The sequence below is a fragment of the Mesorhizobium sp. CA13 genome (assembly GCF_020165235.1).
GTDB lineage: Bacteria > Pseudomonadota > Alphaproteobacteria > Rhizobiales > Rhizobiaceae > Mesorhizobium.
Window position 1 is genome coordinate 71359 of record NZ_JAIUHS010000010.1, and the last position, 14942, is coordinate 86300.

At 61.0% G+C, this 14942-nt stretch carries 16 protein-coding genes; 8 read left to right on the top strand and 8 right to left on the bottom strand.

The window, feature by feature from the left end; all coding sequences use genetic code 11:
• The first annotated feature begins 161 nt into the window (after positions 1-161).
• Positions 162-362, top strand: coding sequence for a hypothetical protein (locus LB566_RS21540; RefSeq protein ID WP_224626842.1), 201 nt, complete (start codon positions 162-164; stop codon positions 360-362).
• A gap of 345 nt (positions 363-707) precedes the next feature.
• On the opposite strand, the gene LB566_RS21545 is transcribed toward LB566_RS21540, so the two are convergent.
• Positions 708-929, bottom strand: coding sequence for a hypothetical protein (locus LB566_RS21545; protein ID WP_140551847.1), 222 nt, complete (start codon positions 927-929; stop codon positions 708-710).
• A gap of 102 nt (positions 930-1031) precedes the next feature.
• Positions 1032-1163 (bottom strand): hypothetical protein, encoded by a 132-nt coding sequence (locus LB566_RS30380; protein ID WP_263493260.1) that lies wholly within the window; start codon positions 1161-1163, stop codon positions 1032-1034.
• Positions 1164-1203: 40 nt separating this feature from the next.
• Between LB566_RS30380 and LB566_RS21550 the strand changes: the two genes are divergently transcribed.
• Positions 1204-1491 carry a hypothetical protein gene (locus LB566_RS21550; protein ID WP_140551848.1) on the top strand — a complete coding sequence of 96 codons (288 nt, stop codon included), beginning with the start codon at positions 1204-1206 and terminating at the stop codon, positions 1489-1491.
• 371 nt (positions 1492-1862) lie between these two features.
• Here LB566_RS21550 and LB566_RS21555 read toward each other — a convergent pair whose 3' ends face one another.
• Positions 1863-2123 carry a DUF982 domain-containing protein gene (locus LB566_RS21555; RefSeq protein ID WP_224626844.1) on the bottom strand — a complete coding sequence of 87 codons (261 nt, stop codon included), beginning with the start codon at positions 2121-2123 and terminating at the stop codon, positions 1863-1865.
• A gap of 616 nt (positions 2124-2739) precedes the next feature.
• Here LB566_RS21555 and repA point away from each other — a divergent pair.
• The 3 genes from repA (at position 2740) to repC (ending at position 6494) form a co-directional block, all read left to right on the top strand.
• Positions 2740-3942, top strand: a complete 1203-nt coding sequence (gene repA, locus LB566_RS21560) for a plasmid partitioning protein RepA (protein WP_140551850.1) — start codon at positions 2740-2742, stop codon at positions 3940-3942.
• An 80-nt stretch (positions 3943-4022) separates the two neighbouring features.
• A complete protein-coding gene (gene repB, locus LB566_RS21565) occupies positions 4023-4991 on the top strand; it encodes a plasmid partitioning protein RepB (protein WP_140551851.1) in 969 nt (322 codons plus the stop codon).
• Positions 4992-5147: 156 nt separating this feature from the next.
• Positions 5148-6494 carry a plasmid replication protein RepC gene (gene repC, locus LB566_RS21570; protein WP_224626847.1) on the top strand — a complete coding sequence of 449 codons (1347 nt, stop codon included), beginning with the start codon at positions 5148-5150 and terminating at the stop codon, positions 6492-6494.
• A 182-nt stretch (positions 6495-6676) separates the two neighbouring features.
• Here repC and LB566_RS21575 read toward each other — a convergent pair whose 3' ends face one another.
• The gene (locus tag LB566_RS21575) at positions 6677-7768 is read right to left on the bottom strand and encodes a site-specific integrase (protein WP_224627026.1); all 1092 of its coding nucleotides are present in this window, start codon (positions 7766-7768) and stop codon (positions 6677-6679) included.
• 306 nt (positions 7769-8074) lie between these two features.
• Between LB566_RS21575 and LB566_RS21580 the strand changes: the two genes are divergently transcribed.
• The 3 genes from LB566_RS21580 to scpB all read left to right on the top strand — a co-directional run bounded on the left by LB566_RS21580 (position 8075) and on the right by scpB (position 11009).
• Complete coding sequence (locus tag LB566_RS21580) at positions 8075-9025, top strand: GSU2403 family nucleotidyltransferase fold protein (protein ID WP_224626851.1); 951 nt, start codon at positions 8075-8077, stop codon at positions 9023-9025.
• 245 nt (positions 9026-9270) lie between these two features.
• Entirely contained in the window at positions 9271-10290 is a 1020-nt protein-coding gene (locus LB566_RS21585; RefSeq protein WP_140551982.1) for a DUF1403 family protein, read from the top strand.
• A gap of 5 nt (positions 10291-10295) precedes the next feature.
• The gene (scpB, locus tag LB566_RS21590; protein ID WP_181172530.1) at positions 10296-11009 is read left to right on the top strand and encodes an SMC-Scp complex subunit ScpB; all 714 of its coding nucleotides are present in this window, start codon (positions 10296-10298) and stop codon (positions 11007-11009) included.
• A gap of 471 nt (positions 11010-11480) precedes the next feature.
• On the opposite strand, the gene LB566_RS21595 is transcribed toward scpB, so the two are convergent.
• From LB566_RS21595 to LB566_RS21610, 4 genes are all read right to left on the bottom strand, one after another.
• Positions 11481-11765, bottom strand: a complete 285-nt coding sequence (locus LB566_RS21595; protein ID WP_140551855.1) for a hypothetical protein — start codon at positions 11763-11765, stop codon at positions 11481-11483.
• Positions 11762-12910, bottom strand: a complete 1149-nt coding sequence (locus LB566_RS21600) for a nucleotidyl transferase AbiEii/AbiGii toxin family protein (protein ID WP_140551856.1) — start codon at positions 12908-12910, stop codon at positions 11762-11764. The genes LB566_RS21595 and LB566_RS21600 overlap by 4 nt, the downstream gene beginning before the upstream one ends.
• Positions 12891-13631, bottom strand: a complete 741-nt coding sequence (locus LB566_RS21605) for a DUF6088 family protein (protein WP_140551857.1) — start codon at positions 13629-13631, stop codon at positions 12891-12893. Before LB566_RS21605 ends, LB566_RS21600 begins: the two co-directional genes overlap by 20 nt.
• Positions 13632-14013: 382 nt before the next feature.
• Positions 14014-14913 (bottom strand): LysR substrate-binding domain-containing protein, encoded by a 900-nt coding sequence (locus tag LB566_RS21610; RefSeq protein WP_140551858.1) that lies wholly within the window; start codon positions 14911-14913, stop codon positions 14014-14016.
• Positions 14914-14942 lie beyond the last annotated feature (29 nt).

Genomic DNA, 14942 nt, shown 5'->3' on the forward strand with positions numbered 1-14942 from the left:
GGATCGAGGCCCGTGGAAAGGTCAGCAATCACTGCGAGGCCATGCGCAATTGATAGGCCGACGGCGCAAAGCCACTTGCACCGTAAGCTAAAGCTCGCAAGTTGGGCAAAAAAGCCTAGATACCGGGAAAGTGTACACCTCTCCAAGCATCTAAGGGGATCATGCCTGACCAGAATACCCTGATCCGCGCTGCAATCGGTCGGCTGCTGTCCGAAAAAACCGGCGCCCCTGTCATCTCGATGAAGGAAAGCATCGAAGAGCTACATGCGCAAATCGGCGCGGCGACGACGGACGACAGTCTGCAGGATCTGCTGCTCGAAATGGCCGAGGTGCGGGGCATGATGGTTGTGCTCGACGTTTAGGACCTGCGCCCGACCGCAAGTCGCCAGCGACGTAAGGCTCGGGGCCGGTCGTCAGCGTGCGCCGAGGATGAAGTCGGCACCGCGATTGGCGAGGGTTTGTCGCCGGTATGCGAAATCGAGCACTCAACGACCTGGCTGCGGCTGAACGGTGGACGCGTCAAACCGCACGGCGCCGGCAGGAGAATGTGTTCTTATTTTGTTCACAATGGCTATATCAGCCGAGCTGGTAAACGCCGTGCGAACCTCCGGCCATGAAGGTCGCGGGTGGCGTCCACCACGTCGTGCCGTTTTCGGATCGCAGCGATTGCCATCCGTCGGCTCTTCTAGGCATGGACCAGCAGATCGTCACTGTTCGGCGGTATCGAGCAGCATCGCCATCTGTCGCGCGGCGGCGCTCTCCATGATCAACTGTTCAAGTTCGAGACGGTTCATACTGGTTTTGACCCGCCGTCGGATAGCCGATGACGCCAGGGACATCGATACCGCAGTTCCCCGTCCGTGGTCATCCAAATATCGGCCAATCTCAATAACCACATCGGCATCGACATTGTTGGGCAATTCTCGCATCGGCCACATCCCCGCGCGGCAATATTGAGCAAATAATTTGCTGACTGTCGAGCACAGCCAGCCCCTAAGTCGATGTGCCACTTTGCACAGGCTGGGTCGGGGCTAATTGCGGCCGAGCCGTTCGCATTCTTCACTTTGTCCGCCGATTTCCTGGCACAGGTCGATGCGCCCAAGGCGGTTGTTATCGTCGTCGATCGCCATGCGTCTGTTGTACGCGGCCACGATATCTTTCAATTGCGAAATCCTTCCGGCCCTGTGGCTGCTGGGATAGGCCATGCCGGCGATACAGCCGCAAAGTGCGATTGCGAGCGCAATTTTGATCTTCCTTTGGCTCTTGCCTTGCGAATGGATTGTCACGAAATTGCGGGAACTGAAGAATCCACTCCATTCAAGCTGCGAGCATCCCACAATGGAAGGCACATTGACCGCGTTGTTGGCGAGTTTTCAGAAACACTGGGACGAATGGGCGCCAGCTTTGGGCGTCTCCATCGCTATTGCGGTCTGCCTGGTCTGGACCGTCTACCTGCCAATCGTCGGCCTGCGCCACCTTATGGGATGGTGAGGCGGCCAACAACAAGGCTCTATCCGGAGTGCGCGCTCTAGGAAATCGTCACCCATCCGTGAGGCGGGCGAATTCCATCAACGCGTCATAAGGGGCGATCTAAGCCGCCTCGTTGCTTTGTCAATGGTGCGGCGCTGACACGAACGCCGATCCGCGCCCGCTTTTCGTCGGGCAGGCCATGTCCTTCGGGAGCCCGTGGTGCCGGTAGCCAGCTGTGCCGCCCGCGATTTCAATGTCCCTTGTAGCGCGCGGCCCGAACGGGACAGGTGTACACCTCCCCTGCCCTCCACTCGCTATGTTTTGGCCCGCGCGCGATTCTATCTGTGGCTTTGATCTAGCTGTCCATATTGCGTCTCAAGCCACAGTGAGTCTCAAGCCATGGCCTGATCGGTTTCGCCGAGAAAGACTTGGGCGTCCTTGGCAGCCGCGATGAATGCATCTCGTGCCATTCTCGGCGGCTTGCGACCGTTGATCACCTCGAGGCAAACCTCCATCGCCCTGAGGCGTTTGGCAGATTGTGGCGCAGGCCATTCCCTCAGGAGCAGCCCGGCCGCCTCGGCGACGGTGATCACCACCCGATCCCGATCAATGCGCCCGAGCTGAATTATCACTGGCTTGTGGAAGCGCTTCATCCCCAACCTTCCGGCCCCCCCGCCGCGTTGCGAGGCACAACAGGGCTGCCTGCAACGCTCGACGGTGCTTTTGGTTCCCTCAACTCCGACACGCAGCGAATGTGGGCCTCGGCGGCCCGCGCGTCCTGTGCAGCGCCTCGTGGCAACCGGTGCACGCGAAGCGAATCGACGACCGACGCGGGCCGGCTTGCGCCGCCGATGCAACCGCAATGTCCGGCCCTCCCCGCTCCTTGACTTTGACGACTCGTCAAGCTGCGTCGGCCGATACCTCGACGCACATACTGCGAATAAAGAAGGAGATCGCCGAGAATGCGGGAGAGCGACTGGCTCCGGAAATCCAGGCGGCTTGCAACGTCGTCGAGGGTGGGTCAGCCGTTCCGATCCGCATGAGATCGTCCTTTATTCGCCGGCGGAATTTACTGCAGTAAATTCGTGCACAAATCGCAACGGAAACAATCATCTAGGCTTTCGGCCGAGCGTTTTGACCGGATGGCGTTCGCGGTGGCGTTAACTTCTTGTTAAGCCAAAACTTCTTGCCGGGGCTGCCGAATCGGAGCTTAATGGCGGTTGCCGGGTCGTTTCACGGCAAAAAGCGCCAATTCAGGTTTCCAGAAGTATGAACATCGCAATGCGGCTGCCCAGCTTCGAGTTTGACGACAAGATCCTCGAACATGGGGCGGAGATATCGCGCCGGCTCAATCAGCTTCGCATGGAGAAGTTCCCTCCTAACGCGGCGAAAACCCTGCGCACGTTCTCCATGGCTGAGGTCGCCCACTATCTCGGCGTCTCGCAGAACAATCTGAAACGGCTTCATCTCGAAGGCAAGGGCCCGATGCCTGACCAGGCGGTTTCGGGCCGACGCAGCTATACGGCCGGGCAGATGCTGGAGCTTCGTCATTTTCTCGACCAGCACGGCCGAACCGAAGTCAAGAAATACGTCCCCCATCGCAAGCCGGGAGACAAGCTGCAGGTCATCGCAGTCGTCAATTTCAAAGGTGGTAGCGGCAAGACCACGACCGCGGCCCACCTTGCGCAGCATCTTGCACTTACCGGCCACCGCGTCCTTGCCATCGATCTTGATCCGCAGGCCTCGCTGTCGGCGCTGCATGGCTTCCAGCCGGAGCTCGATCGGAATCTCTCGCTTTATGAGGCAATCCGCTATGACGAGGAACGCAGGTCGATAGCCGACGTCATCGTGCCCACGAATTTCCCGGGCCTGGACATTGTCCCGGCCAATCTTGAGCTTCAGGAATATGAGTACGACACGCCCTTGGCCATGCAGGACAAAACGTCCAATGCCGGGCGTCAGTTCTTCCTGCGCATCGCCAAGGCTCTGGGCGAGGTGGACGACCGTTACGACGTCGTCGTCGTCGACTGTCCGCCGCAGCTCGGCTATCTCACCTTGACCGCCATGTCGGCTGCGACATCCGTGCTGATCACCGTGCACCCCCAGATGCTCGATCTCATGTCCATGAGCCAGTTCTTGCTGATGCTGGGCGGGATCTTGAAAACCATCAAAGGGGCGGGCGCGCAGATACAGCTCGACTGGTTCCGCTACTTGATCACGCGTTATGAGCCCACGGACATTCCCCAAGCGCAGATGGTCGGCTTCATGCAGTCGATGCTGGCTGGCCAGATCCTTGAGCATCCGATGCTCAAGTCGACGGCCATATCGGACGCTGGGCTGACCAAACAGACGCTCTACGAGGTGGAGAAATCGGCCTTCACCCGCACCACCTACGATCGGGCGATGGAGTCGCTCGATGGCGTCAACTCCGAGATCGTGTCCCTGATCCATCGTGCCTGGGGCAGAAGCTGATGTCGGTGATTTTTACTGCAGTAAAAACGGGTGGTTTTGTCCACAAAATCAGGCTCCTAGCCGATTTCGGGAACGGTTGAATGGCACGTAAAGACATATTCGGCAGTGTGATGGGCTCCTCCGCCACCGTCGAGCAAGCCAGGGACGTGTCGGGCTACGCGGTTCGCGGCGCATCGCGTTCCATCATGCAATCGTTCGAGGAGCTGTCGAAAAGCTCGGTCGTGGATCTGGATCCTGAGCTGGTCGACAATTCGTTCGTGGCGGACCGCATCGGGGACGATGAGCAAGAGTTCGCCGAACTGGTCCGTGCCATCCGCGAACGCGGGCAAGATTCTCCAATCCTGGTCAGGCCGCATCCCTCGTTCCCTGGGCGCTACCAAACGGTTTTCGGGCATCGAAGGGTCAGGGTCGCCCGTGAGCTGGGCAGGCCTGTGCGCGCCGTTGTCAAGCAAATGGGCGACGAGGAGCACGTTGTCGCCCAAGGACAGGAAAACGCCGCCAGAGCTAACCTGTCGTTCATCGAACGGACGCTTTTCGGTGAGCGCATGCTCGAGAAGGGATATTCCCCCGATATCGTCAAGTCGGCATTGGCGCTCGACGATACGACGTTCTCCAAGATGCGTTCTGTGTCCAGCAACATCGCCGAACCCATCATCCTGGCGGTTGGCGCGGCCAAGGGGATTGGCCGGGATCGGTGGTGGCAGCTGGCCAAGCTTATGGAGCATCCAGCCAATGCCGCCAAAGCCCATGACCATATCCAATCGGGCGAGTTTCTCCAGGCCAGCAGCGATGCCCGTTTCAATCAGCTTTTCGAGGTGCTGGCCGCAAACGGCAAGGCCGCAAGATCGACGCCGCCGAAAGCACAGGAGAGCGCCTGGGCGCCAAAAGACAATTCCGTGAAGGCAAAGATCACCGATGACGGCAAGGTATTCACGCTCGCCCTGAAGTCCAGGGAGGCTTCGGCCTTCGGAACCTTCATCGCCGGCAGGCTCGAGGCGCTCTTCGAGGCGTTCCGAGAGGCACAATCTGGGAAGACAACAGGAGACTAAACCGCAAAAGAAAAAGGCCCCCGAACGTCACCGTCACGGAAGCCCTTCTCAAGTCTGTCGCAAGCTGAGAATCGCAAATCCGCGAATCACTGTCAAGTGTCATGGGCGTCGTTTTGGCGAGCAGGTTTCTTTTGCCTGATTAGAGGCAGAGGGAAAATGGTAACGCATATTTCGACGACGCCGTTTGGGCGGCGGCCGATGACGCTTGGCCTGATCGCCAGCCAAGCGGCTGCAAAAGCAATAGATCGAAATACCACGGTGCCCAAATGGCAGGTGTTTCGAGACATCAGAGAGGCCAGGTCCGCCATAGGCGCGACCGATCGCGCCTTGGCGATCCTCAATGCGCTGTTGTCATTTCACCGTGACGACGAGCTTTCAGGGGAGGGCGGACTGGTCGTATTCCCCTCCAACGAGCAACTTATCCATCGCGCCAACGGCATGTCGCCGGCGACGCTCAGGCGACACTTGTCAGTCCTGGTGACTTGCGGCCTGGTGATCAGGCGCGACAGTCCGAACGGCAAACGCTTCGCCCGCAAGGGAGAGGGCGGCCAGATCGAACAGGCCTACGGCTTCGACCTCTCGCCGATCGTGGCGCGCGCGCAGGAGTTCAAGCAATTGGCTGGCGCCGTCCAGGCCGAGCGGAAAGCCTACAGGCTGGTCAAGGAGCGTCTTACCATCTGCCGGCGAGACATCGTCAAGATGATCGAAGCCGGGCTCAACGAGGACGTCCCGGCCGATTGGCGGCGGTTCCAAAGGCAATTTGAAACGATTGTCGGGCGATTGCCGCGGACGGCGTCGCGCCAGGTGCTGGAGTCGATCGCCGATGAGCTGGAAGACCTGTGGGCTCAGGTGCATCAGCTGTTGGAAACGTTCGTAAAATCACAAGATTCGAACGCCAATGAGTCCCATTCTGAGCGCCACATACAGAATTCAAATCCAGATTTTATATCTAACGATGAAACTAAAACCAGCTCTGGAAACAAAACAGAAGCGAGCAGCAGCGGCGCGCCACACGACAATGTGCGCAGCCTGCCCAAGCGGGACATGCCCTTGGCGATGGTGCTGGATGCCTGCCCGGAACTTCTGACCATGGCCCGCGGCGGCCAAATTCGGACCTGGCGAGACTTTGTGGCGGCGGCCGAGCTCGCCCGGCCCCATATGGGGATCAGCCCAAGTGCGTGGCAGGAAGCGGTCGGGGTGATGGGGCCGGAGAAGGCCGCCATCACCGTTGCCGCAATCCTGCAGCGGACCGACCAGATCAACAGTTTGGGCGGCTATCTCAGAAACCTGACGGAGCGCGCTCGTGGTGGCCAGTTTTCGGTGTGGCCGATGATCATGGCGCTGCTGCGGGCGAGGCTTGATGCACAGGCCGGTACTGGTCCCGCGAAATCGTCCTGGAGCGACGTCGGAGAAGGCAGTGAGTCGGTCGATGGTGGTTCCAATAGCGCCGAAATCAGTGAAGCTTTGCTGCTCAGTATGAAAAAGAAGGGCTGGGATCGATAATCGGTTGGACTTCGCTGCCGGTGTGGGAGGCGGTCAATACCGGGTTCGTCGAAGCGTGCACCAGCCAGTCTATTGGGATCAGCACCTGTTCGGATCCTAAGTCGGCAGGGGAGGGGAGCATCTTGCGTCGCTTGATCCCGAGCTGGTTCCCTAGGGGAGGGAAGCGCCTCTTTCGAGGTTGCCTAGAGGCCTGATGCCTTGGTTAGGTTGACTCGGAACCGATCGCGGCGGCGCTGGTACTTGCGGGTCATTTCTGCCGAAGCATGGCCGAGCTGCTTTTGCACATGGCGCTCGTCGACCTCTGCCGAGGAGGCGAGACCGGCGCGTAGCGAATGGCCGGCAAACAGCCTTGGCCGTTCGCCCTCCGGCAGATCGCCCCGCACACCGGCCGCCAATGCCGTCCGCTTAACGACCCGGGCTACCTCCTGGTCGTTGAGCCGATCGGCGCCGACTGCCTTGCCCTGGCAGGTGACGCGCCGAAAGATAGGACCGTGTGCGATGCGCGCCAGCTTGAGCCAGGTCTCCAACGCCACCACCGGGCAGGTGGCATCGGACGAGCCGCGCCCGACTTCCACCTCGCGCCAGCCTGTTTTCCCCCGCAAGATCACCAGCATGCCTTTGTCGAGGACGTCCAACCAGCCGCGGCCGTCCCCGGTCTGGTCGCGGCCGACATCCAGGCCCACGATCTCGGAACGGCGGAGCCCGCCAGCGAAGCCGACAAGCAGCATTGCGCGATCGCGCAGGCCACGCAACGTGCCGCGGTCGAGCGTCTCCAGCATGGCAATAAGATCCTCCGGGAGAATGGCTTCCTTCTGTAGAGGCGGTTTTGCGTGGCTGTTGCGAATGCCGGCCAGCACCGTCGCGATATGCCGGTCTTTTCTGTCTAATGGCTGGCCGCGCTGGGCAAAATTCCACGTCAGCGAGGATAGCCGGCGCTCGATAGTCGCCACCGAGCTCGGCTTCTTGTCCCCGGTCGCCGTGCCGGAGGCTTGAGCCGTGATGTAGAGGCCGACCACCTGCGGATCAGGTGGAAACATTTCGACGCCTTGTCGGCGGCACCAGCTGGAAAAATGCTTCCAGTCGGACGCATAGGCGCGCCGCGTGTTGGCCGAACTCGCGGCTTCGACATAATCGCGCGCGCGAACGGCGAGGTGCTCGAGGTGGCCGGGTAAGCGCTGCCGGTCCAAAAGATTTGACTCCGATAGGGCAGGGGAGGGATCATTCCTGACGGCCGTCAACCGCGCATTTGCCCCGTCAGCGGTATCTTGCGCCATCGCGTGGACGATCTCCACGATATCAGGCAGGTCATCTTGTTCGGGCAATTGCGGATCCTCAACTACGATTCGCAACATATCATGTCAGGGACGGTTAGCTGGAACGTCATCTTCGACCGCCAAAATATGCCCTAAAATCAGAAAAAACAGATCGCGGGGGGTGATGATGTTCAACAGCTTTCATTTTTGTTGAACATGCGGTATGCTCAACAATAACCCATTTCGTTGAGCATCATGATAACACGCCATTCACCGCTCGCTCATTCGGCCTACCACGATCTGCTATCGTCCCTGCGCGACGAGGTCGTGGCCGAGATCCGCGGAACGCCGACGCGGATCGACCGCAACGGCCGCGTCTACTGGTACGACACCTACCGCGTCGGTTCGGACGTCAAAAAGACCTATATCGGGGAAGATAGCGAGGAACTTCGCCTTCGGATGCAACGCATCCAAGCGCTGCGCGACGACCGCGACGATCGCCGACGCAATCGCGCGCGGCGGGTCCGCTTGCTACGTGCGGAAGGGTTCCTTGGCGTCGATGCAGCAACCGGCAGCCTTCTGCATGCATTTGCTTCCGCCGGAGTTTTCCGCCTCGGCGGGACGGTCGTGGGAACTCAGGCCTTCCGCCTCTACGAGGGCGAGCTCGGCGTTCGCTTCACCCTTGACCAGACTGCTCAAACGAACGACGTCGATATCGCCAGCTTCGAGCGACTCTCGATCGCCCTGAAGGACAGTGTGTCGGCGCCGCTTGAACGGGTTCTCAAGGATTTCTCATTCGAACCGGCGCCGACGCTGGACCCCGGCAAGACCTGGCGCTGGAAGCAAACGCGCAACGAGACGCTCGTCGAATTCCTGACGCCGTCTTTTGCCGAGGAGGAGGGACTGCGTCCACCGCCGGCGCTTGGCGTCCATGCCCAATCCTTGCATCATCTCAACTATCTCCTGGCAGAGCCAATGCTGGCAGCCGTTACCTATCGCGACGGCGTGCTCGTGCAAATTCCGCGACCGGAACGCTTCGCAATCCATAAGGTCATCGTTGCCGATCGCCGCCGCGATGGGCCGGACAGCTTAAAATCCATTAAGGACCGGTTGCAGGCGGAATTCCTGGTCGATGTGCTCGCAACCGATAGGCCGGACGACCTGCGTGAGGCTCTCGAGGACGCTCTGGCGCGCGGCAAGCGCTGGCGGGACAGGATTGCGGCCACATTGAAACGATCGCCATCGCTGCAGGCTGCCCTTGGCGACATGATGCGATAGCAGCCGCACCAGAAAATGTTTGGCAATGAACAAATGCGCGTTCTCAATGAACGCGATTTCTCGTCGATCTGACGCCTAAACGAGCCCGTCTGCCGTGAAAAAAGGGGTCAGAGAGGCCATCTCTGAGCGGCTTTGCGAAACGAGCGATAATGCAACATTATCGTTCGTTTGTTGTCCACGACAGGCGCGGCGCTTCTACGCTTTTAGGCTTGCAGAAAGCGCCGCCACGATTCATCCTGCCAACCATGATTCTGCGGCCCAAATCCCTCCTGCGTCACACCAGCGCTCTCTCCAGCGGCATCACTGCCGCCCCGGTATCCGCCGTGCCGCATTGGCTGCGCCGCGCCGTCCCGGATGCGCAAAGCCTTGCGGGAAAAGATGTTGAAGAGGTCGCGCTCACCGCAGGCGCCGCCATCGGCGCGCTCGATGCGGTGGTCCGCCAGCAGAACCGATGGGCCGGCGCCTGGCGGCAGCGGCTGGCGCTTTCGGCGGCCGCGGTAACGGCAAAGCAGGCCGGCCGCGTCGAGGATGAAGCGGCCCTGCGCGATGCCGTTCTGCTCACACGGCCCGGAGACGACGTCGGCCCCGCTGGCCGAATGCTGTTGGCCTGGCGTTGGCTGGCTGCCCGTCCCGCCGAGGATCCTCTGACGGAGAAAAACCTCGCTGCAGTGCTGGAAGATCTCGGTCACGCCCATGACGACGAGGTGATCAGCGACCTGGCAGACGAGGTTCGACAGCTTTCCGCCAGCATCGGAATGGTCGGCATGGTGACCGGCGCGTTCCTGGCCGCCGAACGACATGGCTTCGGCCGCACTTTCGGATGCTGGCTCGTCGACCGGCTGCTGGCGCAGCGGTTGGGCTGGGCACATGCGATGCCATTGCTGGGCGCGGAGGTGGCCTTGGGCTCATCAAGTCCAGGCCGCTCCCGCCGCTCTATAACTACTGCGGCGGCGGGCACCGAAGATGAAGCCAACCTTGCGAAAAGTCTGCTAGCGGCACAGGCACGTGCGGCACTGCGCGCGATCGATTTGTCCGCCGAACTCGGGCGCCGCGCGGACCGGCTGCTTGCGGTCGCGCCGAAGTTGCGCGCCCGAGCGTCGGACCTCGTCATTGAAAGGCTGTTGTCCGACGACGCGGTCGTCGCTTCGGAACAGATCGCTGGCATGAGCGACCGCGGCCTGCGCCGGCTGTTCGACCGCTTGGTCGAACTCAGCGCGGTGCGCGAACTGTCCGGTCGTCCGACCTTCCGTATCTACGGACTCTGACAATCATGGCTGAGAGTGCGACTTGGCGACGAAAGCGAGGACCGGGAGACGACAGCCGGCCAAATGGCCATTTGTTTGATCGGGAGCTAGATCATCTGCCGCCAGAGGCGCGCTGGCGCGAATGGATGCACCGTGTCGAGGCGACCATCTTCGCCGCGAGCGAACCGGTCACGCGCGAGGTGCTTGCCCGGGTCGTCGGCAAGAGCTGCAGTATCGATCTGCTGATCGATGACATTCGCGAAGAACTGCGTGGCCGCCCTTACGATCTGGTGGCCGTCGCCGGCGGCTGGAAGCACCTGACGCGGCCGGCCTATGCCGATGCCATCCGCAGTGCTTTTGGCACAGCCGTCGGCGGTGGTCGGCGTGCCGTGGACCTCACGCAGTCGGACGTGCTGGTGCTGATGTGCATCGCCTATTTCCAGCCGATCACGCGCGGAGAACTGTCGTCGTTTTTTGGGAAAGAGATTTCGCGCGACCTGATCGGCCATCTGCGCGGCGCCGGCCTAATCGCTTCCGGCCCGCGCAGCCCGACGCCAGGCGCGCCCTATACCTATGTCACGACCAAAGAATTCCTGCTCGAGTTCGGCCTCGACACGCTACGCAACCTGCCGGATTTTGAGGCACTCGAGGACGCCGGGCTGCTGTCGAAGGAAAAGCTGCTCGCGGGGGATATTCCCGGATCACTCGCTGCTCGTTCGGACGATATGGAGCTGCCCTGACAATAGTTGAGGCCTTCTCCCCCTGCGCAGGCGTGCCGTCCAGGTCGTCGTAAGGTACGCCCAAGCTATCGCGTAGCTTGGCCGCGCTTTCAGTGTCGCTGGCCGGTATTGTGACCAACATCGCAGGCGCGGCGCTGGCGATCGTACTGATCAGCTGAAGCTCCCCCCTGTTCCTCAGAGGAACGTCGAGCAGGGCAATGGGCATCCCTGCGAAACGATGCAGGCGCTTTTGCAGTGCTTCGTCTGCGAGTGCGAGCAATCGCGCGAGATCGCAATATCTCTTTTCAGTGAGCTCAGCCTCGTAGGCTCCAACGATCGGAGCAAGGTCTGGCGCGGTCGTTGAAACAGCATCGGAGTTAACGCCGACGAGGCGGAGCTCGCTGAGCATGTCGACGATGGAGCTGTGAAAGCCGGGAGTGCCCGCGACGGATTAGTAGACACCAAGTTTGCCCTCCCCCCGAAGGCGATGAATCAAGCCGGTGACCACCGCATCCACTGAGACTCGAGTGATCGGAACAAGTTCATGCCGAGCGAGCAAAGGCCCGGCAGGGCGCGAACGAACTGCGCCCAGCTATGGCGATGCCAACCGAATGCCACACCATTCGTTCGCGCAGCATTGCGAGCGAGTTCACCCGCCGCAGCGAGCGTGGCGCCGACGATCAAAACCTCTTCGTCCTTTCCCCGCTCACGAAGCCAGGCCTGGGCATGCCCGAGCCGCCGCCCAGCCGATACGGACATGATGACTTTGGTGCTCATTGTTTCGGGCCACCCTCAGGTAAGTTCAGTATTAGCCTGTTGGATGGTTCCGCAGATCGGGCGTTGAGGTAGTTATCAAGCGCCTCGATGCTCGCCATGACGTCGGTAAAAGCGGGCGGTGTTCCGAAGATCATCGCCGACATCCGGTCGTAGTCCGCGGCGAGCTTGGCGCGCATGTCTTCCGTCGGAACCAGGCGATAGCTGCCGGGCACCGCGCGGTCGTAGCGATGATCGGGTGCGCGGAACATAAGCTCCTTGTGCTGTCGGCAGGCTTCGGCGAGTTCGCGCAGCGATGCCGTTGCGAGACCGTAGTCGGGATGTGTCCATATCTGATGGACGTCGTAGTAGTGACGCGAGTACCGGTTGAGGTCGGGCACGGGTCGTTCGGGATTGGCGTCCTGCCGACGCTTCTCCGTCATCTCCGTCATGGCATGCAGGATCAGGACCTTCTCCCAGAAGGTGCGCTCCGGCTTGACGGTGGTCACGTCCCGAACGGTGAGGTTCGCCGGTTCCGGCATCTCCGAAGCGATGTAGGGCGTGATTTCCCGCGCCTCAGTCGGCTCGGGATCGGGACGCGCGCCGCCCTCGATGCGGACGGCGGCCTGGACGTAGCTGCCCGCAGACTCGAACACGCTCGTGTAGCCTACCACGAGAATGTCGAGCGCATCCTTGTTCCGGTAAAGGTCAAACCCGAAGCCGAGCGAAAAATGTCCCGGCCGCTCGGCCACTTCCTCGACAGAAGCGATCTCCTTTGTGAGCCTCTCCTGGAGAGGCCCGGAGATGTACTGCCGCGCCGCCTCGTCGACCTTCTCGGCCAGCGCCTTCTGCTGCTGGTTGACCGAGGGGAGCGCGGCGATATCGCCCTCAAGCGGGACATGTAGATCGGCCTTGTAGATGCCGATGTCGATGTCCTCGGAGAAGCGTCGGATCAGCCCATACGCCTTGCTCAGGCTGGTGCCGCCCTTGAAATAGAGCCCGATCGGATCGTCGCTGCGACGGTTGAACAGGAAGTCGAGCACCCAGCAGACGTAGAGATCCTTTTCGACATTGCCCGCCTGGGTACCCAAATGGGCTGCGGCCGCCTCGAAGAGCGCGCGGCGTTCGTCGACGCTTGAGCGCAGGATCTCAATGAACGTCTGCTGCATGATCGCCTTTCGCCGGTTCCGATGCCGGCGCGCTTGCGGTTTGATCCTCGGCGATTCGGCGCGTGATGGTCTCGACCAGCGGATACATCCAAGCGGGGACCGCATGAATATTTTCGCGCAGATCCTCGGCGATCCTGTCTCGATCGGGATTGCGTGACAGGTAGCGGACGATGCCGTTGACGGCTGCCTCGAGGCTCGATCGCTCGTCCCGAAACCACGCCAGCGCCTGAACAACCCGCATCGCCGGCCGCCCCGCCCAGAACGCCGTCTTGGCAGAGATGCGCTTGAAGTCGAGCTTGTAGATGACCGGCATCGTCCCCTTTGGATCACCAGCGTTCGCTTCGATCTCGATTATCCTGGGATAAGTGTCGGCATGGATCGTCGAGCGCGCCGGAACCGCCGTCGTCAGGCCGAGATCGTTCGCGGCGGTCATTCCGTCGACGAGTACGCGCAGCTTGTCGCGCCGGGCAATGGCGTCGACGAACGAGGCGCGAGGCGGAAACACCATCTTGCCGGTCAGCTTGCTGACGCTGGGCTTGTCATAGAGACCGCGATAGGGTCGGCGGATATCGCCGCGCCGGGTCAGCCGCTGCAGCGCCTTCTCGACGGCGTTCGGCGTGCCGATGTCGAGAAAGTCGGCCCGTGACCACACGCCGGCGGGCGCCGCTTGGGCGATCCGGTCATGAATGCGGTCGAGCGTGTCCGATGTCGGGTCTGGCATATTTCCGTTCCTGACCGAAGATTATATACAAAAATTGGTCAGTAGCAAATTGGTAGCTCGTACTGACCAAAATTTGTATTCACACTTTGGTCACCATTCCTATCAAGGGCGGATACTGAAAATCTGACTGAATCCGAACCTCAGCACAGGATTCCTCGAACTTCTCGGCAGGCAGGCCTTACGAAGCTGGCGCGGGCGGCTGCGTTCGCACACAGTAGCGCCATAGCCGACGCCAAGCCATGTTCACGCTCCGTACTCAAAAAGTCGCATAATTGGCAGTGTGGAATTCGGTGTGATGTCCGGAATTATTTGGCATTTCATGGGTTTATGAGTGTGGGTCGCGGGTGGGTGGCCGATGCATTGCCCGACCCATTATACTCCCTTACACAACTCGCTCCCGCATATGCAGGGCGGCCTGTTCCAGGGTCCAGTTTCTGACGATCTTGACGACGTTGCCTTTGGAGAGCTGGCTTTCCGAAAGGTAGTATGTCCACGGGCTGGCGGCGCGCACCGGGAAGGGCTCGATCAAGAGACCGCGAGCTATGTAGGTTCTGGCGAGCGAATATTGCGTAGCGACGCAGCCCGCGCCCATCGCCGCGAGTTCCAGCGCGATGTTGGAGGCATTCGTGGTGATGCCTTTCTCATAGTCGGAAATGTCGATCTGCAGCGCGTCGCCCATGCACTGCCAGTATTCCTGGCGTCCATGCACGAAGATCCAGTCGACGCCGAGTATATCGCTCGGCGCCTTCAGCGCCTTGGGGCCGGACAGCAGGCTTGGCGCGCAAAGGATGGCAAGCTGGTCGCTCCACAGTTGCACGGCGCCCGGCGGCAAGTCGTCGAAGCGGCGGGTCGAGATGGTGATGTCGGCGATCTGCTCGCTGAGGTCCTCCCAGATCGTGCCGTGCAGAACGACCTCGATCTCGGGATGGACCTGGCGGAACGCGCCCATACATCCGGCCAGCCAGTTTTCGGCAAGGCTCATCGGGCAGGAGATGACGACAGTCCGGTTGCGTGACGAGGCGACGATCGCCTCCGTGGCGTGGTCGATCTGGTCGAGCGCCTGGCGCAGGGTGGGCAGGAAGGCTTCGCCCATCTCCGTCAGTTTCAGGCTGCGCGGATAGCGCACGAAGAGCTGGCGGCCGAGATAATGCTCCAGCCCCCGGACATGGTTGCTGACGGCTGCCTGTGTGTAGCCAAGCTCGCTGGCGGCGAGGGTGAAGCTCAGGTGTCGCGCCGAGCATTCGAACGAGCGGATGTAGTTCAATGGCGGAGGTGGCTTCATGGCATCGCTCCTGATCGAGCCGAAAACTA